Raw genomic sequence first — 24,647 nt, forward strand, 5'->3', positions numbered from 1 at the left:
TGTAGAGCTTGTACACGCGTATTTTTCCAATTCCTCCCTTCTTTACTGAAAAAAATGTAAAACGCTTACATAAATAGCTACTAAAAAAACGCTTTCGTATATGAAAATGGTTTTAATTTATGTATTACTAAACCATAACAAGGAAAACGTTTTATAATGCTCTCATTTTAAGCATGATATCAGCAAATAGTCAAATAGAAATTTATAAATCCGTGAATCTTTTTATATTTTTATAAATTATAAATTCAAAATAGAGGAAAATGATTTAACTACTGGTGATTAATGCTGAAGTGGATAAGAGTGAAATTTGGTGAATGGATGACTAGGCGGGATATATCAGCATGGATAAAGAGAGGGGGGAGGGCATAACGGGTGGGGGGGAGCTAAGGAAGAATAGCTAATTAGTTGTTCACCCCCGCAAAAAGAACCAGTTTTGCTTAGAACATAAAAGAAAAATTTACAGATAGTACAATTTGAAAATGATATCTTGATCATGGTTTCCGAATTTTTTCCCGAAAATCGTTGCTCCTCCTACATGCTTTGCATCTTCCTTCACTTCGATCCGAAAGGTCCAACGGTCACAAGTCGTATCTAAATCCTCAATCGAAACCTGAGACAGCGGGTCACCGTCAATGTAAGTTCCATTGTGGTTTGTAATTCTAATCGTTTTTAGCAATCCGTATTGATTGATATTGTGTGGCCACCATTCCGGTGTGAATTTACCTCTAGCATCAGCGAAATCCCCGGGGCTCGTCCAAGTCCCTAATTCCAAGCCATTCAAAGAAAAGGTGATGTCTGAAGGCCATACGTCATTAGCAAAGGGGAATTCGGAAGAAAGCTCTAAGCTAATCTCAAATTGCTGTAGGGTTTCCTCTTTTTTTAGGAAATTAGCGATATTATATTGCACATAACCTTGAGTGAACCAGAGAATCTCTGCGTCCACTCTTTTAGAATCCATGAAATACTTAGGTTCGTCTACTCTGCCGATAAACTCCTTATCCGTAGCAAGTCCGCAAGTAGGTTTCAGATCATAATCGGTATAATGACCAATCGGCACTGATGTCTCGTAGGAGGCAAAAGAGTGAAAGATTTTCTTCGGGAAGTTAATCTCAATATGATCCACCCTAAGAATTGAAATTTTTTGCATTCCTGATTTACCAGGCACCTTTTCCGTTTTTATGAGCCCTGCATCTTCTAGTTTTTTAATGTGTTTGGTAACGATAGGACTGCTTATTTTAAGTTCTTCTGCCAAATCTTTGATGTTCATCTTATTTTTGGAGAGCAACTGAATAATTTTGATGCGTACTTCACTCGCTAAAGCTTCGTAAACAACAAGAGAGGATTTGTCGATTTCCAACTGCATTTTACCCACTTCTTTCAAAGTTATTTCATATACTGTAAAGTTTATTAATCTATATATAAAGTAACATGAAAGGTAACCGAAGTAAATATAATATCGCTTTCATCTCCGAGAGATGAATCAAAAGGTTAATTAAACGAAAAAAAATTCTATTAAGTTTATTTAAATGTTATTGACTACGCTTTCACAATGAATGTATACTAATCTCAAGTTAATCGTTTTCAAAGAAAGTGAACATGAATGGTTATCTTAACATTACAGCTGCAGGGGGAGAGAGTAATGAAAAAGAAATTTGGAGTTTTATTAGCAACGGTTCTAACATTATCGACAGTTTTGGCAGGATGCGGTGGTAAAGATGATAGTAAGACGATTACGTTCTGGACACCGCTGACCGGTGATGACGGTGCTTATATGGATCAAATTGTTAAAAACTACAATGCAACGAATCCCGAAATTAAAGTAAAACATGTTATTACGGCTGATATGTACACAAAGATTTCTACAGTTTTGGCATCTAGCAAAGGTGTTCCTGATTTAGCAATTATCCATGCTGACCGTGTTCCTGGATTTGTTAAACAAGGTGTACTGGAATCCATGCAAGATACCGTATTGCCAGCACAACCTGAACTGAAAGCTGAAAATTACTTACCACAAGCTTGGAACACTGGTAATATCGATGGAACTCAATACACAGTTCCTCTTGATATTCATAGTAACGTAATGTATTACAATAAAGATTTGCTGAAAAAGTATAATGCTGAATCTTTCTTGGATGATAACGTTGTTACTATTGATGAAATGCTTTCCTTACAAGGTAAATTGGATGAAGGCGATTACGTAGTTAATGATGCTTTGCTGGGCTGGGTTATCTTGGCTCAAATTCAAGATTTGGGCGGCGATATCCAAGTTGATGGAAAACCGGCTGTTAACACCCCTGTCTTTAAACAAGCGTTTGAAAATGTTAAGAAAATCGCCGATGCTGGCCTTATGACTCCATTTGGTGAAGACGGTTACTTGATGTTCCAATCTCAAAATGTACTTTTCTCGACAGACGGAACTTGGAGTTCTACAGCACATGCTGGGGTTGAAGGTTTGAACTTTGGCGTGACCAATGTTTATTCTCCTACTCCTGACAAATTCACCAACAGATCTTCTTCTCACTTGTTCGCTATGTTGAAAAATGATAAGAGAACAGACGAAAAAGAAGTAGGTATTGCTAACTTCTTGGAATATGTTCGTACGAATTCGATGGAATGGGCAAAAGCTGGACAAAACGTAGCTAGTAACGTAGTTAACCAAAGCCCTGAGTACAAAGACTATATGCAATCCTTCTTTACATCTGATGAAAAAGAAATCGAATCCCTTTACATTTACACATATGAATACTACCCATACATTGCGGAAGCTGTAGATACTTACTGTGCGGATATCGTTCGTGGCAACGTTGATATTGATGAGACTTTGGCAACGATGCAAAAATTTGTTGAAGATAAAATTGCGGAAAGCAGCAGTGCAGCAAAATAAAGCAAAATAGAATAGATTGTACGAAGTAATGTGCCATGTTATGGTGCATTACTTTGTGCAAAAGGAGAAATGAATTCCTATGAAAAAGAAAATCAATTGGGCACCTGCTTTCTTTGTAGGTCCGCATGTCATTTTGTTTGCTGTCTTCATTTTATTGCCAACGATTTATGGGATTTATGCTTCATTTACAAAATGGAATTTAATGAGTGATCCGGTATGGGTAGGCTTTGATAACTATAAAGCTATTCTTTTTGACGGCGGATCAACCTTTCATACTCAATTTTTCAGAGGCCTAAAAAACACATTGATTTTCGTTGCTTTGTCTGTTCCGCTGCTGATTATTATTCCATTAATGGTTGCGGTGGCGTTGGAGCATAAAAAAGTTAAAATGAAGAGCTTAATTCAATCTATTCTTTATATTCCTGGCTTGATTTCAATTTCTGCGGCAGCACTGATTTGGCTGTTGATCTTTAATAAGCAACTAGGGATCACTGGTAATCTGTTTGGATCACAAATTGCTTGGCCTGCAAATCAACCCTATGCGTGGATTATTATCATTGTAATTACTTTATGGGGTGGTATTGGGGGCAACATGATTATCTATCGTGCTTCCTTAAGTGGCGTGGCTCAAGAGTTATATGAATCAGCGGAGCTCGATGGTGCGGGTTCAATTAAAAGATTCACCAGTATTACCTTGCCATCTATTCGTTTTCCATTAATTTATACCTTTGTTATGACAACTGCGGGTGCCTTTAATGTATTCGGCCAACCGTTAATGATGACCGATGGTGGACCTCGACAAAGTACACACGTTCTAATGATGTATATTCGTCAATTAGCTTTCGGTAACGGTGAATCCATCGCCGGGATGGCATCAGCTATGGCAGTTTTACTGGGATTAGTTATTTTGGTGATCTCAGCACTGCAATATTATGTAATGAACCGAAATGCTTCATAGGGTTCGCAGAAACTAATTGACTAACAAGGAAATGGAAAAGGTAGGTGTACTAAAATGTCAAACCAGGCAGTAAATCCAGTTGTAAATACAACAGGCAAAATAAAAGGCTCCTCCAGTGTAAGTATTTCAAAATATATATCCTATATATTTCTAGGTATCCTATGTGTGATTTGGATCATTCCTGTTATATTCGGGATTTCCACCTCATTTAGATCACAAACGGAAGTAGTATCCTCGGGCTTTAGACTATTTCCTAAAGAGTGGGTCTTTGAGAACTACGTTACGATCCTAAACAATACTTCTACAGCTCCAATTCTACGTTGGTTAGGTAACTCATTGTTTATTGCTACATCTCACACCATTCTGGTTGTTATTGTTATTTCGATTACAGGTTTTGGTTACACCCGTATTAAGTTTAAAGGAAGAGACACATTGTTCTTTACTTTGCTAGGGATCTCCTTCTTCCCGGGTGTTGTTAACTTGATTCCTTCGTATAAAATCATTGACTCCTTTGGTTGGGTGAACACTTCCTGGGCTATGATTATCCCTGGTCTTGCGGGTATGGGTAATATCTTCTTGGTCAGACAGTTTATGAACGGTATCCCAAAAGAATTAGATGAATCGGCTAAAGTTGATGGTGCAAGTGACTTTAGAATTTTCGCGCAAATTATATTGCCGTTAGTTAAACCAATACTAATTGTTTGCGGATTGTTCTCCTTTACTGGATCTTGGAATGACTTCCTCTGGCCGGTTATCGTGTACACAGACGTAGACAAAATGCCAATTACCGCTGGTTTGCTCTTATTGCAAGACATCTACGGAAACTATCGTATGATCGGACAATTAATGGGCTCGGCAATCATGGCGATTATTCCAACATTGCTGCTATTCGTTTTTGCACAAAAATACTTCGTTCAATCCATCAACCTGAATTCGGGTATCAAAGGTTAGATCGAATGAACTTAAACTTAAATACACCTTGACTTCTTATAAGGAAGGGTGTGTTTTGGTGACCTGCAAATATAAAAAAAGAGATAAATATAGGAGTTGTCATTGTGAGAGAATTTAATGTAAAAAATCCACTAGTTGAGCAACGAGCAGATCCTTGGATCTATAAACATACTGATGGTTACTACTATTTCATAGCTTCAGTTCCAGAGTTCGATAGAATTGAGCTTCGCCGTTCTGAATCCATTCAAGGATTGGCTGAGGCTGAAGGAAAGACCATTTGGGTTAAGCATGAAACGGGTTTGATGAGTGCTAATATTTGGGCGCCAGAGATTCATTATATTGATGGAAAATGGTACGTATATTATGCAGCTGCACATACCTCTGATACGAAAGATGGTTTATTTGATCATCGCATGTTTGCATTAGAAAACCCATCCGTAAATCCTTTAGAAGGTGAATGGGTGGAAAAGGGTCAAATAAAAACAAAATGGGAATCTTTTGCCTTGGATGCAACAACTTTTGAGCATAAAGGAGTTAGATATTACGTTTGGGCACAAAAAGATCCTGCTATCCCTGGCAATTCAAATATTTATATTTCCGAAATGGAGAACCCTTGGACACTAAAAGGTGAGCAGGTGTGCATCACTACTCCTGAATACGATTGGGAAAAAATCGGATTTTTGGTGAACGAAGGCGCGGCAATCCTTAAGCGTAATGGACGTATTTTCATGACATTCTCAGCTAGTGCAACAGATCACAACTACTGTATGGGATTGTTGACTGCTGATGAAAATAGTGATTTAATGGATCCAAAATCATGGGTCAAGACACCTGAACCTGTGTTTACGACTTCTGAGGAAAACGGCCAATATGGTCCAGGACATAATAGCTTTACTGTCTCTGAGGATGGCACACAGGATATCCTGGTTTTCCATGCTAGAAGCTATAAGGAAATTGTCGGTGATCCGCTTTACGATCCGAATCGTCACGCACGTGTGCAAGTAATCCAGTGGAATGAAGACGGAACGCCAAACTTTGGTGTACCTAGACCGGATACGAAATAAAAAGGGATTTGTCGCATAAAACAACAGAGCAATGATTCTCCCAGAGGTGGAGAAACACTGCTCTGTTGTTTTTTATAAGAGTCATAGTTATAACCCTCCTGAGGCTTAAGGACTCAGCTGACGCTATTTGCAAATTTTTGGACATTTGAGCAAGGTTGCGGACCCCAGTGCAGCTATTCCTTTAGAAAAGGTTCATTTTTGCTGTTCTTCAAGCCAATAACGACTTTAGGGTCCGTTAGGTACGCAAATTTGTGATAAAGTTGCATTTAAGGTCAACGGTGTCCGATAGTTGCTTTGGGAATGCGTAAAAGCAAGTTGATCAAATGAGGTACTCTTATAATGGAAGATCCCGTCTTCTGAACAGCTCTACTCCCAAGGAAAAGGTGAACACTCCGATCAACAGCAGCAAACTGGAGACCTGAATAATTTCCACGTTGCCCTGAACGATTTCCCCGGGTTGATAGAAGGAGAATAAGGTTAGGAAACGCAGTCCTTCAAGTTTGTCGCTTATTTTACCGAGTAGATCCAGAGTGAAAAATCCGAAGGCGATGGCGCCGGAAATTCCGAGTGCTTTTTTCTCGTCATTACATACAGAGGACACGAGAAAGGTAAGGCCGCCTACCGCAAAAAACAATAAAAACGCCACGGTATTCAGCTGAGCGAAGCGACCGCTGTTAAAGTCATATTCACTGCCAAGGAACCATGCTTTACCTAATAATCCGGCGAGGGTGGTTACACCCATAATTAAGAGTAATGCTGTAGTGAGAACAAGTGCCTGCGTGGTAGCGACTTTTCTCCGTGTAGTTGGGGCTATGAGCAGATAAGCCATGGAACCGCGATCCACGAGTCGAGCCATAAGCTGCGTTGACATTTGCACACAAACTATGGAAAGAATCAGAACTAGTATAAGTCCATAATATTCTCCGGAGATAAAAGCTTCAGCACTGGTAAATCCGCTATTTAATCCAAAGGCTTTACCCACACCCTCTGGCATCGCTTTAATAAGGTCATCAATTGCTTGTGTACTCCCCGCAATCCCTGGATAAAGCCAGATCATAAACAGAATATAGAAGGCAGAACCAAAGGCATAATTCAATATTCCTTTCAGGTTCACTCGCATCATTTCCTTATAGAGCGGAAGATTCATTGCACTGCCCCCTCGCGGTCATAATAGTCCATGAAGATGTCCTCTAGATTCTGCGTGAATACGTCGATGCTGCGGATATTGTATTTTCCAGTTTCCCGGATGAATCGATCATAATTGCCTTGCACAGCTATGCGGACCATATTTCCCTCATGAGCTTCCACTTGTAGGCCGGAGGCGGCAAAATCCACTGCATCTTCACTATTCGCAAAAATGACCTCAAACAGCTTCCGTTGCATCGATTGTAGTTCATGAATATTTTTTACGGTGATAATCCGTCCGTCTTTAATAATTGCGGCGCGGTCACAGGTGCGTTCAATTTCCTGAAAGCTGTGTGAGGACATGAGAAAGGTAGTTCCGGCTGATTTTTCCTCCAGTACCAGATCAATAAATACCTTTTGCATGAGCGTGTCGAGACCCGAGGTAGGTTCATCCAGAATAATAACTTCAGGACTGTGCATAAAAGCAGCGACGACTCCGACCTTTTGCTTCATTCCCTTTGACATTTTTCGGATCGGAGTTGTGGCATCAAATTGCAAGCGTTCAATCAGCTGCTCGCGTTTGGTAGTATTTTTGATTCCCTGCATGGCTGACATGAATTTAAGGAAAGAAAGGCCCGTCATCCCATCAAAAAAGTTAATTTCACCGGGTAAGTAGCCAATATGCTTCTGGACTGTCCCTTGTGCCTTCCATACATCAAGCCCATGGATACTCGCATGCCCTTGATCTGGTTTCATAAAACCCATGATATGCCGTATAGTTGTCGATTTACCCGCGCCGTTAGGACCTAGAAATCCAAAAACCTCGCCTTTGTTTACGGTAAATGTTACATCTTCGATTCCTTTGCCATTCGAAAATCGTTTAGTTAAGCCTTCTACAACCAGCATGCCGCCACCCCCGCCGCAAAATAATGAACTAATATGAATTGAATATTTCATATGTTATATTATTCCTAGTGGTTAATGAAGTCAATATAATTATGAAATAATTGAAATGGAATATTTCATTAAATTTAAATACGCATACTTAATAACGAAGTTAGGGTGGAAGCTATGAATGGATTTGAGAAGAGAGCAGCACAGATTAAATTCAAAATTATGAAAACTACTATGGAGATGCTCAAGAGCTGGGAACCCAAACGTCTACGGATCGCAGATATTGCGAAAGAAGCAGGAGTCTCTCAGGTGACGATTTATAATTATTTTGGCAGTAAGGAAGCGCTGCTTAGTGAGTCTTTTAAGGACTTTGTTCAGAAGGAAATTCAGGAGTTTGAAGATTACATTTATCAAGAGCATTCTCTAAAGGAGATTATTGGTTACATTCTAACCATGGAAAGGCAAACTTACAGCGGTTTATCTCCCGCGACTGTGAAGGAGCTTATGGTTGAGGATCAAGAAATGTTCCGTTATATTGAGGAACGATATGCGAATGACATTTTGCCGGTGCTGGTGAAGATGGTTGAGGATGGGAAAGCACGGGGAGAAATCTCAAATAAAGTATCCACCAAAGGGATACTTTCACTAATGGGGATGTATATGCGTAATGCGGGTGAACTTCTAGACGAAGCTAGCAAACAGGAAGATATGGATGCCTTCATCGAGGAAGCCATCCATATTTTCTTCTATGGCATTTGCGGGAAAGAGTAAGGGGAGCTTGAGCTGCGTGAACATCACCCTTAATTGATCAGGTCAACAGCGGATTCCCATTCATGCCGACCCAAAGAGCGGATTGTTCAAGCTGGGCAGCAAGCTGAAGCAGCAAATCTTCACGGCCTTTGTTCGCCATGACTTGAACGCCTAGCGGCAGGCCAGTTGCTGACTTATGGACGGGCACACTCATTGCTGGCTGGCCTGTCAGATTTGCGAGCTGGGTGAACGGTGTATAGGTTAGGCTTGGCTCAAACATCTCGTAAATTAAGCGGCTCTGTTCTTCTTTTGGCAATTCGTTTACGTGCAGCAGCTTTGCTATCTCTGCAGGTTTATGCGTTAATTCACCAATTTTGGGAGCGGAGTTTGCATTCGTAGGTGTTATATATAAGTCGTAATGATTAAACAGTTCCGCCATTTGGGCGGCTGCAACGTCCCATTCATCCAGACTATGTACGAATTCGGCCGCTGAAACATTTTTTCCGGTCTCACCAAGAACCCACGTAATGATATCGACATCGTCAGCAGTTATGGAACGTCCCATATTTCTCTCCAGGGAGACGAACATGGCTGCTACCTCTCCGGCATTCATCGTATAGTAGTTCTCCATCAGTCTTGTGCCATTCACAGGACTTTCTGTTTCTTCAACCGCATGTCCTTCAGCTTCGAGCCATTTCACGGTTTTGTGAACAGCATTTACGGCCTCTTCAGAGACAGGCGTACCTACTGGGGAAGCAGTCGTAAATCCAATTCGTAGTTTACGTTGCGTAGGCTTAAACAGATCATCCAGATATACGCCCGGATATAACGGAGTCTGGAAGGCGGCTTCTGGCTGCACAATCTGCAGCAGATCTAACATAGCAGCGCTATCGCGAACGGACCGGGTTAAGGCAAAATCAATAGAAGCCCCTTGCCATTGACGGCCGACTCCGGGTCCTACTGGTGTGCGCCCGCGCGTGGGTTTAAGTCCGAATAAGCCTGTGAATGAGGCGGGAATACGGATGGACCCACCACCATCACTGGCTCCTGCTACTGGAACGATACCAGAAGCAACAGCTGCCGCGGCTCCGCCACTCGAACCTCCAGGAGAATATTCGAGATTCCAAGGATTACGAGCAGGTCCATGGAGGACATTCTCTGTAATGTTTTTTAAGCCGAACTCTGGTGTGTTCGTATGGCCAAGTGGAATGAAGCCGGCTTTCCTAATCCGTGCAACATAATTTGAATCCCACCGCGCGACATTGTTCTTCATCAGCATAGCCCCACAAGTGATGGGCTCGCCAGCGATAGATTGGGAAATATCCTTTAATAGAAACGGAACGCCAGCAAACGGCCGAGTGTTATCCTGAACAGGCATCTCGTCGGCTTCTCTAAGAGCAGCTTCCCGGCGGGTGCGCACCACCGCATTTATGACCGGATTGACCTCATCTAACCGAGCAAAGGCGGCTTCGACCAGCTCACGAGGTGAAATTTCACGTGCTTTGACAAGTGAAGCAAGTCCTAGAGCGTCATAGGTAGAGTAAGAAAAGGTCAAATTAATACCCACTTTCAATTTAGGATGATTATTATATTATACATCCCATTAGTTATTTTTTGAAAATGGGTAATCTGACATCTATCAATTCTTTTTTACGTCATATTAGGCTATACTTAGTGTTAAATGATTTTATGGGGTGTACTGATGAACGAAGAGAAATATCAGAATGTGGATGGATTAATGGAGGCTTTCCAACAATTCGCTAGAATGAACTGGCGTAAAACTACGATTTGGGGCTTGAAGCCAAGTGAGGTCCGGATGTTGGTTTCTTTAAAGCTTGGTAAAGAACGGGAAGGGAAGAAGGGACAGACGGTTTCGGAGATTAGCAAGTTTCTGAAAGTCACCTCTCCTACGGTTACCCAAATGCTCAATAGTCTGATTGCACAAGGATATGTGGTGCGTACTTCCGATGCACAGGATCGCCGAGTTAGTGAGATCACGCTTACGGAAAAAGGGGAGCATCTGGCTGAGATGGCCGTAACGAAATCCCGGAATACCTTTAAAGGTATGATTGATTACATGGGCAAAGAACAGACGGATACGTTAATGGAGCTGTTAAACGGAGTTTACGTTTACTTCGAAGAATTGAATGATCAATCAAACGAATCCTAGCCCTTCTTATCAAAAAGAGATGCCGCACAGCCTAAGCTGTTTACGGACATCTCTAATGTAAGGTTATTTGTGATTAATGTGCAGCAGGCACAGATTTTTCGAGTTTTTTACTCCCGGTTTTATCCTCTGCGTGTGCCTCCATTTTTTTCTCTCCACTACGTAATGGAATCTCTTTAAGGAACAGAACGAGCAGTGCTGCGATAACTAACAGCGCCGTACCACTTAAGAACACAACTGTCAGGGAATCGCTCAGTGCGTTCCGCAGCATCTCAATCAATTGATTGAAGAGCGGCTGGATTTGCTCTGGCAATGTTGCATGCAATTCCTTTAGTTTAGGTTGATCTAGCAACATTTGAGGGTTCATAAATGCAGAAAGCTGTTTAGCGGATTCAGGATCGAGTTTGGATAAATCCGGACCTTTGCCTGAAGATACCGCTGCCTCTAATTTTTTCGTTAATGAGGAGTTCATAATGGTACCCATGATGGCAATACCTATGGTTCCACCTAAATTACGGAATAAAGTATTTGTAGCAGTAGCAACACCTAGCATTGAAGGAGCAACAGCATTTTGTACGGTTAGAGTAAATACGGGCATCGATAGTCCTAACCCAACCCCGAAGATAATCATGCTGACTACAGCCGTAGCAATGTTACTCATAAAGGCCATTAATATCATGGCTACAACCATGAATGGCATCCCCATTAGAGCATAACGTTTATATTTTCCTGTTTTGGAGATCCATCTTCCCACTAAAGTACTTAGTACAATCATAGTAAGTGACATTGGCATATTGATAAAACCAGATTTAGTTGGGGAGACGCCCTCTACCCCTTGCACAAAGAAGGGTAGGTAGATCATTGCGCCCATCATACCGGCATTCATCAGGAAACCGACAATCATTGAGATGGATACGATGGAGTTTTTAAATAAGGATAATGGCAATACGGGGCTCTTAGCTTTACGCTCAATCAGAATCAGGATAATCAGACCCAGAATGGAAGCCCCAAACAAGCCGAGAATCTCCGGAGAACCCCAGTCATATTTTGTTCCTGCCCATGAAAAGCCGAGCAAGAGCGCAACGATGGTCAGGGAAAGGAAAATGGAGCCTAAATAGTCAATGGACTCAGATGTAGAACGCGTTGTTTTAGGGAACATTTTCAAAATCATAAAGAAGGCCACGATACCGAAAGGCAAGAAGATCCAGAAGATCCATTTCCAAGCCATGTGATCTACCATGAATCCGCCAAGAGTAGGACCAATTACGCTGGAGAAACCAAATATCGCCATCATAATTCCAGTCCACTTGGCTCTCTCTCTTGGAGCGAACAAATCACCTACAGCGGTTACGGTAGCCGACATTAGAATCCCGCCGCCTAGACCTTGAATCCCGCGATAAGTGATCATTTGAAAAATGTTGGTCGACAATCCGGATAGGAAAGCACCTATAATAAAAATGACAATCCCTGATAACAGGAAGGGCTTTCTTCCGTAAATATCGGATAACTTACCGACAAGTACGGTAGCAATGGTTGAGGTGAGCATATAGATGGTAATTACCCAGGTATAATGTTCAATGCCTCCAAGCATCGCAATAATTCGGGGCATTGCTGTGCCCACAATTGTCTGGTTGATTGCTGCGAAAAACATAGCCGCCATTAAAGCAATCATAATTGTAACTTTCTTTTTCTGAGTGAGATGCTCCAGAGCAGTTCCTCTCCTTTAACTTCTATATATTGTAGTTTGGGAATTCATGTCGTAATAATTAGGTAGCCAAACTATCATTTATGTATAATACACAAATTCATCAATTAGCACAACAGGTTAATTATTAAATTTTAATTTAAAGAGAATTTGAATTTGACTTGATTTTTTGGGAATAGGTAAGTAATCTAATTAGATTGAGGTATATTGGAGGTGCCCTATGGATACCCATGACAATCAAGAGCAGAAGCTTATCATAGCCCTTGAAAATATAAAGCGTCTGACTGCTCGCCCCTACTCGATTGATGTAGTATCGTATAGAGAGTTTGTTATGATGTACGTCATTCACACTGTAATGAAGCAAAAGAAAGCGACCGAAGGTAACAAACAGCACCGGGGAGTTATGATTTCTAAGTTAAGTGACCTGCTCCAGATAAGTAGACCTACTGCCACGCAAATGGCAAATACTTTGGAGGAAAAAGGTTACGTAGTACGTACAACATCCGAGACAGATCGTCGGGTCGTATATATCTGTTTGAGTGAGCTTGGAGAGCAGATTTATAGCAGGCAGATGGCATCCTATTCCGGTATTTTGAGTGAAATCACGCAAAAGGTCGGTAAGGAAGAGATCGACCAGCTGATCTTTTTGTGCGATCGTTTTCAAGAAGCGGTGCATGAGGTCAGAAGCCGTCATTTTTTTCCACAGTCGGATGAAGAGTCATTAGTTATAGATTCAGTATAAAAAGCCCAACATCAAAAGATATTCCTGCACACCCGCGGGAACATCTTTTTTTGCATCTTAGAGCAAGGAGCGATTATCATCAGAATATTAGCAATTAGTGACATTCACGGAAGTTATGTAGAATTCAATGCACTGTTATCAAAAGTGAATTATCGCCCAGCGGAGGATAAGCTTATCTTGATGGGAGATTATGTGGATAGAGGGCTGGACAGTAAAGGAATTGTGGAGCAAGTGATGACTCTGCAGCAAGAATGTGGAGCTATAGTTCTCAAAGGAAATCACGATAAAATGGCTTGCGATGCGCTCACCGGCGAAGATGATAAATTGGATACCCATTGGCTTACTAACGGCGGATTTCATACGCTGATGAGTTATTGTGAGGCGGGCTCCGAAGGTTTGCAGGAGGATTTTGGCTGGAAGGATTATATGCAGCTAAAAGAAAAAATTAGGCGGGACTATAGACATCATATAGACTTTCTAAGCACATTGCCGCTTTATCATGAGACGGAAGAACATATTTTTGTTCATGCGGGCATTAATCCATTAATTGAGGATTGGAAACAGCAGGACCCTTATGATTTTATCTGGATTAGAGAACCCTTTTATAAGAATCCGGTAGTTAGCACTAACAAAACGGTTGTTTTCGGTCATACTTCGACGATGGATCTGCATGATTCAGAAGAAATTTGGTTTAGTCCACTTGGAGATAAAATTGGCATAGATGGTGGCTGCGCATATGGCCAACGACTAAATTGCTTGGAGATTTCCGCAGGGAAATACATAACGCATTTTGTTCGGAATGGTGAGACGCTTTGAGCGTTCTCCCATTTTTTTTAGAATAGTAATGAATTAAACGTTAACTATGTATAAAATAAAGATAGGAGGGGTGCAAATAGGTGAATGCAAACAGCAAATATCATATCCTCATGCAAGGGGCCATCAGCAAGAATGTGAGCGAAACCTGTAAGGAGTTTGGCATTTCCCGGACGATCTATTATAAGTGGTCTAAAGCTTATCAACAACATGGAATGGATGGACTTGGGGAGAAGAAAAAAAAGCCGGTAATGCCTAATAAAGTAGATAAGAAAACGGAAAGATTGATTTTGCAGTACGTCGCCAGATTTCCTGAGGATGGGCCTAGACGCATCTTTTATGAACTGCAAGATGAAGGTATGCAAATAGGGGAATCGGGTATTTATAATGTACTACGTCGAAACGGACTAAATAAACGAATAGAGCGTGAAGCTTACGCCAATCAAATCAAAGCAAAGAAGAGGGATGGCGCACAATCCACTCTCACTAAAGGATTTAAAGAGAAACGGAAAACACTAGATTATAAGATGAAGAATCCGATAAATGCTCATCCCGGGTATATGTGTCAGCAGAGTATCAGCTATTTGGGAGTTTTCTCGAGGGTCGGAAAGGTATATCAATATGTAATTTATGATGCCTACTCCAGACTAGGTCTAGTTAAGCTATACAATCGTAAGTCTACCATTCATTTTATAGATTTTATGCATCTGAAAGTTCTCCCATTGATGAAGACATTAGATTTTCATATCGATAATCTGGTTACGAACAAAAGCCGTGAATTCATTACGAACTGGGACAGAGGAAAACATAAATATAGTGAATTTTTACATAAGAACAATATTAATCAAGTAGCTATAACGGTAGACCAAACAGAGATATTTCAGCCCTTGCAGCAATTTGCGGCGGTGTTGACCAAAGAATTCTACCAGCAGGCTTGGGTAGATGATACGATAGATTCTTTTGAAATTTTAGAAAAGCGCTTACATGAATACTTGAGAACCTACAACTTCAGCAGGCAAATTACAGATGGACCTAATCAAGGTAAAATACCATCGGATGTCGCACTTGCCTATACGGGACAACGAGAAACTTTGCCATTATGGTTATTTACAAGGAGATAACGGATGATGACAAACACGAAGAATAAAGACCGAATTGGGATCATCGGTGCAGGGATTTCTGGGGTTACAGCTGCTTACGAATTAGCGAAAAAAGGTTATACCCACATTACCCTCATGGAGAAGTCGGACAGAGTAGGAGGAAAGTGTCATTCTATTGAGTACAAAGGAAAAAGTTATGAAATGGGGACGCTAATCGGCCTGCCCACCTATAAACATACGATGGATTTAATGAGAGATTTTGATCTTATGGATAGGGGACCCTTGTTAGAACGTGGATTTTTTGATAATAATGGGAGGAAAACTTCACAGATTCCCATGGAGCAGATAGAGGCGTTTACACAAGAATTCAAACGACTGCCGGATATTCTAAAACGCTATGAGTCTCTCCAAGAACCGGGATTTCTTCACTTACCACCAGATTTATGTCAGCCATTTTCACAGTGGTGTGCAGAGAATAAGCTGTCTGTCCTTGAACAGGTCTACATGCATTATTTTAATACTTTTGGATTCGGTAGTATCCATAATGTGCCCGCTGCATATGTGTTGAAATTTCTAAGCTATGATAATCTGTTGTCGTTTATTGAAATTACGCATATGATAACCTGGCCTAAGGGTGTTACTGAACTGATAAGACGAATGGCCGACCAAGTGAACGATCTCCGCCTGACTTGTGAAGTGCTTTTTATGGAGCAAGAACAAGATGGACAGGTTCGAGTAGAGACGAGTCAGGACATCTTTTATTTTGACAAGGTCATTTATACAGCCGCTTTAGAGCAAATGGGCGATACAGTTAGCCTGTCCAGTGAGGACAAAACCTTATTAGCGAGTATAACGTATGAATGGTTTAGGGTATATGCCTACAGAGTGAAAGGGCTGCCGGAGCTTTCTGGCTATATCCCCCGGAATATGTACCCTGAACGTAAAGGGCATATGATGGCATGGTACTATCGGTGGGCAGATATGGGAACTACGGATCTAGTTACGGTTTATGTAGCAGAGAATGAAGCTATGACTGATCTGGAAATGCGAGAGACGGTAGAAAATAAACTTCGCGAGCTGGGCGGAGAGAGCATTCGACTGTATATGATGAAGCGTTGGAAGCATTTCCCTCATGTGGATTCTGATGCGCTACATGAGGGGTTTTATGAACGGGTTGATCAGATGCAGGGGAACAACAATATCTATTTAGCTGGAGAAATCATGAACTTCCCTACACTTGAGAATTGTATTGTATATGCGAAACACTTGGTTGAACGATTCTTTTAAATAATAGTAAAGAGGAACCTTGTCCACAAAGAAATTTGTCGACAAGGTTTTTTTTACATTCAAGTTAGGTTTGCAGTATATAGTTCTGTAGACATGCATTCTAATAGATTGCTCAGAAGAAAGGTAGAAACTTTGGCGAATCCTAGTGCTATGGTTGTGTAAACTCAACTTGAAATGAAACTAAAAAAACACTGATAAATCAACGTTTTAAGCGATTTGATCGTTCAAAGAGGGATGTACTATATTGGACCTGAGACACAGATTATATACACCAAACTACAAGGAGGAGTAAAACATGTTTTTATTCGAATCGATTCCCTGGTACTCTGCGCTAATGTGGTTAGTAGTACTAGCAGGATTAATGTTTGTAAATGAAATCGCACGGAAGAGCAAGTGGTTCTCAATCATTCTGTTTATAGTTGTCCCTATTGTTCTTACCATAGCGGTCTGGCCGAATACGGCAGGCGAAGGCTCTAGTACTGGAACATGGTTTCACTGGGTAAAAGTATATTCTGCTTTGGCAGGATGTATAGGGTTTATGGCTATCCGTTATGTTAAAGGATGGGACAAAAATAAATATATATTAATGTTCCCGGCTATTATCCTTGCAGTTAACATTCTTGAAGCAGTTATTCGTGATTTCCAAGTGTACAGCTTGCAAGGTATGGTGGATGGCGTAATGATGGTAGGTGGTCCTTGGAACATTATGAACGGGATCGCAGGTATTCTGAACATTATTACGATTTCTGGTTGGATGGGAATTGTGATCAGTAAAGATAAGAGTAAAGATATGTTGTGGCCTGACCAGCTTTGGTTCTGGATCATTGCTTATGACATTTGGAACTTTGCCTATGTATATAATGCAGTTTCTGACCATTCCTTCTATGCAGGTGCAGCATTGTTGATTTCTTGTACCATCCCGGCGTTCTTCTTCAAAAAAGGGGCATGGCTGCAGCATCGTGCACAGACTTTGGCGATTTGGATGATGTTTACGATGTCATTCCCGGCGTTTGTTGGCGAGTCAAAGTTCTCTGTACAATCCTCTCATAGTGAAACCGCTCTGTGGGTAGTAAGTGCATTATCTTTAGCTGCTAATATTGCAGTGTTTGGTTATCATTTCTATAAAATTATCAAGCATAAACGCAATCCGCTTAAAGAGGAAGTTTATACGGATTTAGCTGCTTATAAGGCTATTGCAGAGGGTGCGAATTAATAGAAATAATATAATAATGAAAGAGGTTCCTCCAGCTTAAAGGGTGGAACTTCTTTTTGTGAGTAATTAAAGTTCTAATTATTAGAGCTCCATATCCGCCTGATGTTGCTGCGCGCGAAACTCTTTCCTTTTTATACAAAGCAAAAGACAGGTCAGTAATAACACACATAATAAAGTTGCCGTATACGTGAAATTGCTATTCCAAAACACTATCTGAATATTCATTAATGAGTGAACGCCGATCACGAAAAATAGATTTTTGGTTAGGATATAGAGTAGAGCGAATATAACTCCTAGAATTAGAAGCATGATAAAATCATAAACAAACTCCATTCCAACTAATCCTGAGTAAATCCGGTTTGGGATATGTATGGCAGCAAAGATCGATTGTGAAATCAGCATTGCCGAGATCATCCGTGTAGTCTTGTTGTTGATTTTTTTTAAGCATAGATAGATTTGAACGAGCAGGAAGCCGCGAAATAAGATTTCTTCCAATAAAGCATTTCCGAAGATTTGACCTAGAATTTCACCGAAAACTAAATTTGAATGGCTGAATATAGCATTGTTAAGTGTTAACTCTGAGTGATTCAAGTGTACCATGCACAAATCTACTATATTTATAGCGAGCCAAAACAGAAAGGTACCCAGCAGTCCAGCTCGTAATTTTTCTATTTTTAACCCAAAATCCCGGGGCGAAACTTTAGCTATCAGAATCAAAAAAATAATTACTTCTAAGAGAAGCCCAACTAGATTGGCGGCTAACGTTTCATTGATCCAGTGGTTTGTGTTTTTGGCGATAAAACTTAAATATCCATGCTCAAAAAGGATAAGATTAACCGCAAGAGTAAAGATAATATGAATAAAAATCAGGTTCGCTATAAAAAGGTAGTGTGTAGGCTTTGCTTCAAAAATCGATGATGGATTGAACTCCTTGGAGTGAAGCATCAACGGCAGTCCTCCTGAATACAAAATATTCCAAATTAACCTTAGATTTCACTATATCCTTTTTGAGGCCAAGTTTACTGTTACAAAAATCATGTGTTATTCTTCACATTCGCCCATCCCAGATTGACAGAAGCAAGGGCACTGGCTATACTTGAAATGTTAAAATGCAAATCGGACAAATCGTTGATGAAAATGAAGTACACCGGAGGATGGCTTGGTCAGAGAAAAGGTTCCTTTACGAAACGTTTCGTAATGGCTGTGAGAACCTTGAAGACAGGCCGGTGGAAAGCTAATTTCGGAGTGTGAGATCAATGCTCACCGGGGGCGCCCGTTATCAGCCGCGACAAGGCGATCGTCTGCAATTGTCCCATGAGTGGGGTCAAGGCGATAACCAGGGTGGTACCGCGATATTAATCGTCCCTGAATTATTCAGGGGCGTTTTTTTGTTTTTATTTTTTAGGTATTTTGTAATTTCCGGTGTAAATGCCGAAGTAAAAAGATGAGACGGGAGCTGTAAATTATGAAAGCAAGTGAAATTCGTTCCAAATGGCTTAAGTTTTTTGAAAGTAAAGGTCACAAGATTGAACCAAGCGCGTCCCTCGTTCCTCACAACGATCCTTCGCTTCTGTGGATCAATGCGGGTATGGCACCTTTGAAAGTGTACTTCGATGGCCGGGAGGTTCCAGAAAATCCGCGCCTGACCAACTCACAAAAATGTATTCGTACCAATGATATTGAGAATGTGGGTAAGACACGCCGTCACCATACGTTTTTCGAGATGCTGGGTAACTTCTCCATCGGTGATTATTTCAAAGAAGAAGCTATCACATGGGCTTGGGAGTTCCTAACCGGCAAAGAGTGGATCGGCTTTGACCCGGAACGTATTTCCGTAACGGTGTACGCAGAGGATGAAGAGGCATTTAAGCTGTGGAATGAAAAGGTTGGCCTGCCTGCTGAACGCATCATTAAGCTGGGCGACGAAAATTTCTGGGATATTGGCGAAGGCCCATGCGGTCCTTGCTCGGAAATCTTTTATGACCGCGGAGAAGCTTACGGCAGTGATATGAGCGATCCGGAAATGTATCCAGGCGGAGAAAATGAACGTTGGCTGGAAGTATGGAACTTGGTGTTCTCACAATTTAACCATAACAAGGATGGCAGCTATACGCCGCTTCCGAATAAAAACATTGATACAGGTGCTGGTTTGGAGCGTTTTGCATCCATTCTACAGGATGTAGATTCCAACTTCGACACTGATTTGTTCCAACCTATTATTCAAAAGACAGCACAACTCGCGGGTGTAACTTATAAAGATAACGTTGAGCAGGATATCGCGCTTAAAGTAATCGCTGACCATGTGCGTACCGTTACTTTTGCAGTAGGGGATGGAGTACTTCCTTCTAATGAAGGACGCGGTTATATTATCCGCCGTTTGCTTCGCCGTGCTGTTCGGTACGGAAAGACCTTGGGTCTGGATCGTCCATTCCTGTATGAGCTGACTGAAACCGTTGGCGAAATTATGGGTGTCTACTATCCATCCGTTGTGGACAACCGCGAATATATCGCAAAGATTATTCGTACTGAAGAAGAACGTTTCCACGAAACATTGTCTGACGGATTGGCTATTTTGGGTGAGATCAGTGCTAAAGCAAAAGCAGAGGGTCTCAGCAATATTGCTGGAGCCGATGCATTTAAGTTATATGATACTTATGGATTCCCATTTGACTTGACCGAAGATTTCGCAGCGGAGCAAGGATTAACTGTAGACCGTGAAGGTTTTGATGCGGCTATGCAGGAGCAACGTGACCGTGCAAGAGCTGCACGTCATGATGGCGGCAGCATGAAGATTCAGGGAGGCGCACTAGCAGACCTGACGGTTAAAAGTGAATTTGTTGGATATAATGACTCGGTAACAGAGTCGAAAATCCTGGCTATTGTTGTGGGTGATGAATTGGTAGATGTCGCCGGCGAAGGCGCAGAATGCCAAGTTATTCTTGAAGCAACACCGTTCTATGCTGAGAGCGGCGGACAAGTAAGTGACACCGGTGTGCTTACTGGGAGTTCAGTTACGGCTAAGGTGAAAGGACTCTTTAAAGCGCCGCACGGCCAACACGTACATTTGGTAACTGTGGAAGCGGGAGAATTGAAAGTGGGCGAATCCGTTCGCGCGGAAGTGGATCGTGCAGAGCGTGAAGATATCGTGAAGAACCACACAGCTACCCATTTATTGCACAAAGCGCTTAAAGAAGTTCTTGGCGGGCATGTTAATCAAGCGGGATCTTTAGTGGAAGGTGCTCGTTTGCGGTTTGACTTCTCCCATTTTGGAGCGATTACTCCAGAAGAACTGAGCGATATCGAACATCGCGTAAATGCACAAATCTGGCGCGGTCTAGATGTAGTGATTGAGAACAAGCCGATTGATGAAGCTAAAGCAATGGGAGCAATGGCGCTCTTTGGTGAAAAATACGGTAATATCGTCCGTGTCGTTCAAGTGGGCGATTACAGTCTTGAGCTTTGCGGTGGTTGTCATGTATCCAACACGTCGCAAATCGGAATTTTCAAGCTGCTTAGCGAAAGTGGCATTGGATCCGGAGTGCGCCGCATCGAGGCAGTTACCGGACGTTACGCTTACCAGTTCACTGAAAGCCAGCTAGATTTGCTCAAACAATCAGCAGGCCTTCTCAAGTCTTCTCTGAATGACGTTCCGAAACGGATCGAAGCGCTGCATAACCAGGTGCGTGAGCTTTCACGTGAGAATGAATCTCTGCAATCCAAGCTGAGCGCTACTTTTGCTGCTGAACTTACAAGCAGTGTGAAGACAGTTGGTGCAGGTACGCAGCTCCTGGCTGTTGCTGTTCAAGCAGGCAATATGGATGCTTTGCGTTCTACAGCGGATGAATTGAAATCCAAGCTTCCGGATGCAGTGCTTGTATTAGGTGCGGCGATGGATGATAAGGTGAACTTTGTAGTATCTGTACCGCAAGACCTTGTGAAGAAAGGTTTCCATGCTGGTAAACTCGTTAAAGAAATCGCAGCGGTTTGCGGCGGCGGCGGTGGCGGGCGTCCAGATATGGCGCAAGCCGGCGGTAAAGATGCTTCTAAGCTAAACGAAGCATTGGCAAAGGCTGAAGAATTGGTAGCTTCCTTAGCCTAAGTTAAAATTACGAAACCATTTCTCTAACTAAACGTATTACGAGAAAACATAGCGGTACTGAGAGTTTGATATCAGTACCGCTACTCTTTATTAGCAGGATGTTAGATTATTCATGAAGAATTGTGCTTGACAATAGCTTAAAAGCCAAAAATATCATAATTTTTGTAGAGAAAATGCCAAAAAAAGCGTTAATAACGGGCAGGATTTCCTCGTTGGGGCATGAATATGTTATGATAAAGGAAGCAAGCGAGCTGCACAGTAGCAACTTTGCGAAGCCGTCCCAAAAGGCGATTTTGCAGAAGGAAGGTGTCACAAATGGACTCCATGGACAAAACGGTCAAATTCAATGTGAAGGGCGACGAAAAGGAAGCTTCTCCCCAGGAAATATTGCTAGCAGTATACGATGCACTGGTGGAGAAAGAGTATCATCCGATCAATCAGATCGTAGGGTATCTTCTTTCCGGAGATCCGGCTTACATTCCGCGCCATAACAATGCGAGAAGTTTGGTCCGGAGAAAAGAACGTGATGAGCTGATTGAAGAGCTGGTTAGATTCTATCTCGTCAATCACAGGGTGGACAATCCGAAATGAAGAAAAAGTTAGGTTTAGATTACGGCGACCGTAGAATCGGTGTAGCCACAAGCGATGTTTTTGGCTGGACGGCACAAGCTCTTGAAACGATTGAGCGCCGAGGTACGGGTAATGAGTTCGAACGCATTCGTGAACTTGTTGCAGAGCACGAAATTGGAGAGATTGTAGTTGGTCTGCCGAAGAATATGAACGGCTCAGTAGGACCCCGGGGCGAAATCTGTATTGAGTTCGCTGATAAGCTACGGGAAGAGTTAGAAATGCCCGTACACCTTTGGGATGAGCGTCTGACGACGGTATCCGCAGAGCGGGTGCTGATTGAAGGGGACGTCAGCCGGAAGAAACGCAAGGGGATTGTGGATAAAATGGCCGCAGCCCTGATTTTGCAAAATTTTTTGGATGCTAACAGTAAAAGGTGAGGGGTGCGAGGATATGACAAACGAACAGATTGGCCAAGAGGAAGAACCGGAAATTATCTATATTCCCGATGAGGAAGGTAATGAAGAGGAATTCGAGGTCATTATGAAGTTTGAGGTTGATGGCTCGGACGCTAAGTATATGATGGTGGTTCCGCTAGACTCCGAGGACGAGGAAACCGATGAGGTATACGCGTTCCGTTATGTGGAAGAAGGCGACGATCTTCAATTGTTCATGATCGATAACGATGAGGAGTGGGCGATTGTCGAAGAGACTTTCAACACACTGGTCGACGAGTTGGACGGAGGATCGGAGAATGACTGAGATATCCGCTGATCAAGCGGTGTGGACTTCACGGCTTAAAGAAGCATACGGAGAAACTGTAGAACTGGAAGATGAGCAAGGCAAATCTTCCATTTACGATATTATCGCCGAATTTGAAGTCGGTGATCGCGGATATGCGGTGCTGAAAGGCTCTGGCAAAGACGTGGAGTATGAAATCCTGCGTATCGTTGTCTCTTCTGACGGACTTCCGGAATTGGAGAGCATTATGGACGATGAAGAGTGGGAAGACATCTCTGAGCTATACGATGAGATGACTTTTCCAGCAGATGGCGCTGAATAAATCTTAAACATGTACGTTACATTTATGATGGGCACGGAAGAGGGCGGAGAATTCCGCGCTCTTTTTGCTTGAAATGCGAGCAATATCCTGTATAAACATCAATTTAAGGAAATATATATTGAATTTTAGGCAATACACTTTTATACTTTATAGTCGGAAAGTGAGGAACCAGACTTGAAATCCGCAATCCGTACTGTGTTAATCATTATTCTTTTGCTGGCAGCAGCAGGAGGTGGGGGAGCATGGTACATTTGGAACGGGATGCAGCCGGTAGAGCCTGCAGGTCCTGCTGTAACATTTACGATAGAGAAGGGCATGGGAAGTGCGGAGATTGCTGATCTGCTTGAGCAGAATGGCATTATCCGTAAGAGTCTTTTTTTTAAGGGATATTTGAAATGGACTAAAGAAGGTTCTAGCTTCAAAGCAGGTACTTATATCGCTAAGCCGGGTGACAGCTATGATGAGCTCATTGCGAGATTAAATGCAGGTGATGTAGTTAAGGAAGAAACTGTGGTCTTTACCATCCCCGAAGGATATACTGCTGAGCAGATCGCTAAGAAGCTCGCTGAAGCTTGGAATCAGGATGCGGCTACTTTTCTTGAAATTATGGATACTGGTGCAGGTTTGAAGGGGATTGATATTCTGGGTATCCCGCAGGATAAGAATCTTCGCCACCGTCTTGAAGGATATTTATTTCCCGAAACCTATGAACTGGCCAAGGATAGCACGCCCCAGGAAGTTGTAGAAGCACTTTTGGATCAGTTCCAGAAGAAGCTGGATACGATTCCCGACTGGCAGCAAAAGCTAGAAACGCGTGGATTGTCTCTGCATGAACTGTTAACCGTAGCCTCGCTGGTAGAGCGGGAAGTTGTGGTGGATAGTGAACGTCCGCTTGTGGCTGGGGTTATTTATAACCGCCTAGAGAAAGAACAGAAGCTGGAGATTGACGCTACCGTTCAATATTTACTTAATAAGCAGAAGGAAAGACTTTTGTATAAAGATTTAGAAGTTGATAATCCATATAATACGTATAAGAATATTGGACTTCCTCCGGGACCTATTAGTAATCCGGGGCTGGAGTCCATTCAGGCGGCACTCGAACCAGAAGCTTCTGAATATTATTTCTATGTGACCAAAAAAGATGGTACACAGGGCCATTTGTTTGCTAAGACCTACAAGGAACATTTAGCCAATATCGAAAAAAGCAAGCAAGAATCGAAATAAACTATTAAAATGAAGAGTGGTGCGGTTGAAATAACTGTACA

At 42.0% G+C, this 24,647-nt stretch carries 23 protein-coding genes; 17 read left to right on the forward strand and 6 right to left on the reverse strand.

Annotation, left to right across the window (positions count from 1 at the left end; all coding sequences use genetic code 11):
- Positions 1-457: 457 nt before the first annotated feature.
- A complete protein-coding gene (locus NSS82_RS09030; RefSeq protein ID WP_036675644.1) occupies positions 458-1,363 on the reverse strand; it encodes an ArsR/SmtB family transcription factor in 906 nt (301 codons plus the stop codon).
- A 276-nt stretch (positions 1,364-1,639) separates the two neighbouring features.
- Here NSS82_RS09030 and NSS82_RS09035 point away from each other — a divergent pair, with 276 nt between their 5' ends.
- The 4 genes from NSS82_RS09035 to NSS82_RS09050 all read left to right on the forward strand — a co-directional run bounded on the left by NSS82_RS09035 (position 1,640) and on the right by NSS82_RS09050 (position 5,857).
- Entirely contained in the window at positions 1,640-2,884 is a 1,245-nt protein-coding gene (locus NSS82_RS09035; protein WP_036675642.1) for an extracellular solute-binding protein, read from the forward strand.
- Positions 2,885-2,963: 79 nt separating this feature from the next.
- The gene (locus NSS82_RS09040; RefSeq protein WP_036675641.1) at positions 2,964-3,842 is read left to right on the forward strand and encodes a carbohydrate ABC transporter permease; all 879 of its coding nucleotides are present in this window, start codon (positions 2,964-2,966) and stop codon (positions 3,840-3,842) included.
- Positions 3,843-3,896: 54 nt separating this feature from the next.
- On the forward strand, positions 3,897-4,793 hold the full coding sequence (locus NSS82_RS09045) for a carbohydrate ABC transporter permease (protein ID WP_036675639.1): 897 nt from the start codon (positions 3,897-3,899) through the stop codon (positions 4,791-4,793).
- Positions 4,794-4,897: 104 nt separating this feature from the next.
- Positions 4,898-5,857 (forward strand): glycoside hydrolase family 43 protein, encoded by a 960-nt coding sequence (locus NSS82_RS09050; RefSeq protein ID WP_178944187.1) that lies wholly within the window; start codon positions 4,898-4,900, stop codon positions 5,855-5,857.
- 334 nt (positions 5,858-6,191) lie between these two features.
- Here NSS82_RS09050 and NSS82_RS09055 read toward each other — a convergent pair whose 3' ends face one another.
- On the reverse strand, positions 6,192-7,004 hold the full coding sequence (locus NSS82_RS09055) for an ABC transporter permease subunit (protein ID WP_076272368.1): 813 nt from the start codon (positions 7,002-7,004) through the stop codon (positions 6,192-6,194).
- Complete coding sequence (locus NSS82_RS09060; RefSeq protein WP_076272367.1) at positions 7,001-7,888, reverse strand: ABC transporter ATP-binding protein; 888 nt, start codon at positions 7,886-7,888, stop codon at positions 7,001-7,003. Before NSS82_RS09060 ends, NSS82_RS09055 begins: the two co-directional genes overlap by 4 nt.
- 165 nt (positions 7,889-8,053) lie before the next feature.
- Here NSS82_RS09060 and NSS82_RS09065 point away from each other — a divergent pair, with 165 nt between their 5' ends.
- A complete protein-coding gene (locus NSS82_RS09065) occupies positions 8,054-8,647 on the forward strand; it encodes a TetR/AcrR family transcriptional regulator (RefSeq protein WP_036675633.1) in 594 nt (197 codons plus the stop codon).
- 37 nt (positions 8,648-8,684) lie between these two features.
- On the opposite strand, the gene NSS82_RS09070 is transcribed toward NSS82_RS09065, so the two are convergent.
- Positions 8,685-10,187 (reverse strand): amidase, encoded by a 1,503-nt coding sequence (locus NSS82_RS09070; protein WP_076272379.1) that lies wholly within the window; start codon positions 10,185-10,187, stop codon positions 8,685-8,687.
- A gap of 141 nt (positions 10,188-10,328) precedes the next feature.
- Between NSS82_RS09070 and NSS82_RS09075 the strand changes: the two genes are divergently transcribed.
- Positions 10,329-10,796: a MarR family winged helix-turn-helix transcriptional regulator gene (locus NSS82_RS09075; protein WP_036675630.1), complete on the forward strand. Its 468-nt coding sequence runs from the start codon at positions 10,329-10,331 to the stop codon at positions 10,794-10,796.
- A 73-nt stretch (positions 10,797-10,869) separates the two neighbouring features.
- Here the strand turns inward: NSS82_RS09075 and NSS82_RS09080 are convergent, their stop codons facing one another.
- The gene (locus tag NSS82_RS09080) at positions 10,870-12,501 is read right to left on the reverse strand and encodes an MDR family MFS transporter (protein ID WP_036675626.1); all 1,632 of its coding nucleotides are present in this window, start codon (positions 12,499-12,501) and stop codon (positions 10,870-10,872) included.
- A gap of 217 nt (positions 12,502-12,718) precedes the next feature.
- Here NSS82_RS09080 and NSS82_RS09085 point away from each other — a divergent pair, with 217 nt between their 5' ends.
- The 5 genes from NSS82_RS09085 (at position 12,719) to NSS82_RS09105 (ending at position 17,653) form a co-directional block, all read left to right on the forward strand.
- Positions 12,719-13,240 (forward strand): MarR family winged helix-turn-helix transcriptional regulator, encoded by a 522-nt coding sequence (locus NSS82_RS09085; protein WP_076272366.1) that lies wholly within the window; start codon positions 12,719-12,721, stop codon positions 13,238-13,240.
- 84 nt (positions 13,241-13,324) lie between these two features.
- Positions 13,325-14,056: a metallophosphoesterase family protein gene (locus NSS82_RS09090; RefSeq protein ID WP_305953810.1), complete on the forward strand. Its 732-nt coding sequence runs from the start codon at positions 13,325-13,327 to the stop codon at positions 14,054-14,056.
- An 80-nt stretch (positions 14,057-14,136) separates the two neighbouring features.
- Positions 14,137-15,174, forward strand: coding sequence for a helix-turn-helix domain-containing protein (locus tag NSS82_RS09095; RefSeq protein WP_076272365.1), 1,038 nt, complete (start codon positions 14,137-14,139; stop codon positions 15,172-15,174).
- 3 nt (positions 15,175-15,177) lie between these two features.
- On the forward strand, positions 15,178-16,440 hold the full coding sequence (locus NSS82_RS09100) for an FAD-dependent oxidoreductase (RefSeq protein WP_080742436.1): 1,263 nt from the start codon (positions 15,178-15,180) through the stop codon (positions 16,438-16,440).
- A 295-nt stretch (positions 16,441-16,735) separates the two neighbouring features.
- On the forward strand, positions 16,736-17,653 hold the full coding sequence (locus tag NSS82_RS09105; RefSeq protein ID WP_036675614.1) for a DUF5692 family protein: 918 nt from the start codon (positions 16,736-16,738) through the stop codon (positions 17,651-17,653).
- Positions 17,654-17,734: 81 nt separating this feature from the next.
- Here NSS82_RS09105 and NSS82_RS09110 read toward each other — a convergent pair whose 3' ends face one another.
- Entirely contained in the window at positions 17,735-18,598 is an 864-nt protein-coding gene (locus NSS82_RS09110) for a CPBP family intramembrane glutamic endopeptidase (RefSeq protein ID WP_076272364.1), read from the reverse strand.
- Between the two features lie 520 nt (positions 18,599-19,118).
- Between NSS82_RS09110 and alaS the strand changes: the two genes are divergently transcribed.
- From alaS to mltG, 6 genes are all read left to right on the forward strand, one after another.
- Positions 19,119-21,752 carry an alanine--tRNA ligase gene (alaS, locus tag NSS82_RS09115; protein WP_036675605.1) on the forward strand — a complete coding sequence of 878 codons (2,634 nt, stop codon included), beginning with the start codon at positions 19,119-19,121 and terminating at the stop codon, positions 21,750-21,752.
- A 315-nt stretch (positions 21,753-22,067) separates the two neighbouring features.
- Positions 22,068-22,343 carry an IreB family regulatory phosphoprotein gene (locus NSS82_RS09120; RefSeq protein WP_036675601.1) on the forward strand — a complete coding sequence of 92 codons (276 nt, stop codon included), beginning with the start codon at positions 22,068-22,070 and terminating at the stop codon, positions 22,341-22,343.
- On the forward strand, positions 22,340-22,759 hold the full coding sequence (gene ruvX / locus NSS82_RS09125; protein ID WP_036675598.1) for a Holliday junction resolvase RuvX: 420 nt from the start codon (positions 22,340-22,342) through the stop codon (positions 22,757-22,759). The genes NSS82_RS09120 and ruvX overlap by 4 nt, the downstream gene beginning before the upstream one ends.
- 13 nt (positions 22,760-22,772) lie before the next feature.
- On the forward strand, positions 22,773-23,081 hold the full coding sequence (locus tag NSS82_RS09130) for a DUF1292 domain-containing protein (protein ID WP_038569507.1): 309 nt from the start codon (positions 22,773-22,775) through the stop codon (positions 23,079-23,081).
- Complete coding sequence (locus NSS82_RS09135) at positions 23,074-23,382, forward strand: DUF1292 domain-containing protein (protein ID WP_076104918.1); 309 nt, start codon at positions 23,074-23,076, stop codon at positions 23,380-23,382. The genes NSS82_RS09130 and NSS82_RS09135 overlap by 8 nt, the downstream gene beginning before the upstream one ends.
- Before the next feature lie 174 nt (positions 23,383-23,556).
- A complete protein-coding gene (mltG, locus tag NSS82_RS09140) occupies positions 23,557-24,606 on the forward strand; it encodes an endolytic transglycosylase MltG (protein WP_256717073.1) in 1,050 nt (349 codons plus the stop codon).
- The last annotated feature ends 41 nt before the right edge of the window (positions 24,607-24,647 follow it).

The organism is Paenibacillus sp. FSL H7-0735 (genome assembly GCF_038008505.1).
Taxonomy (GTDB): Bacteria; Bacillota; Bacilli; order Paenibacillales; family Paenibacillaceae; genus Paenibacillus_AQ; species Paenibacillus_AQ odorifer.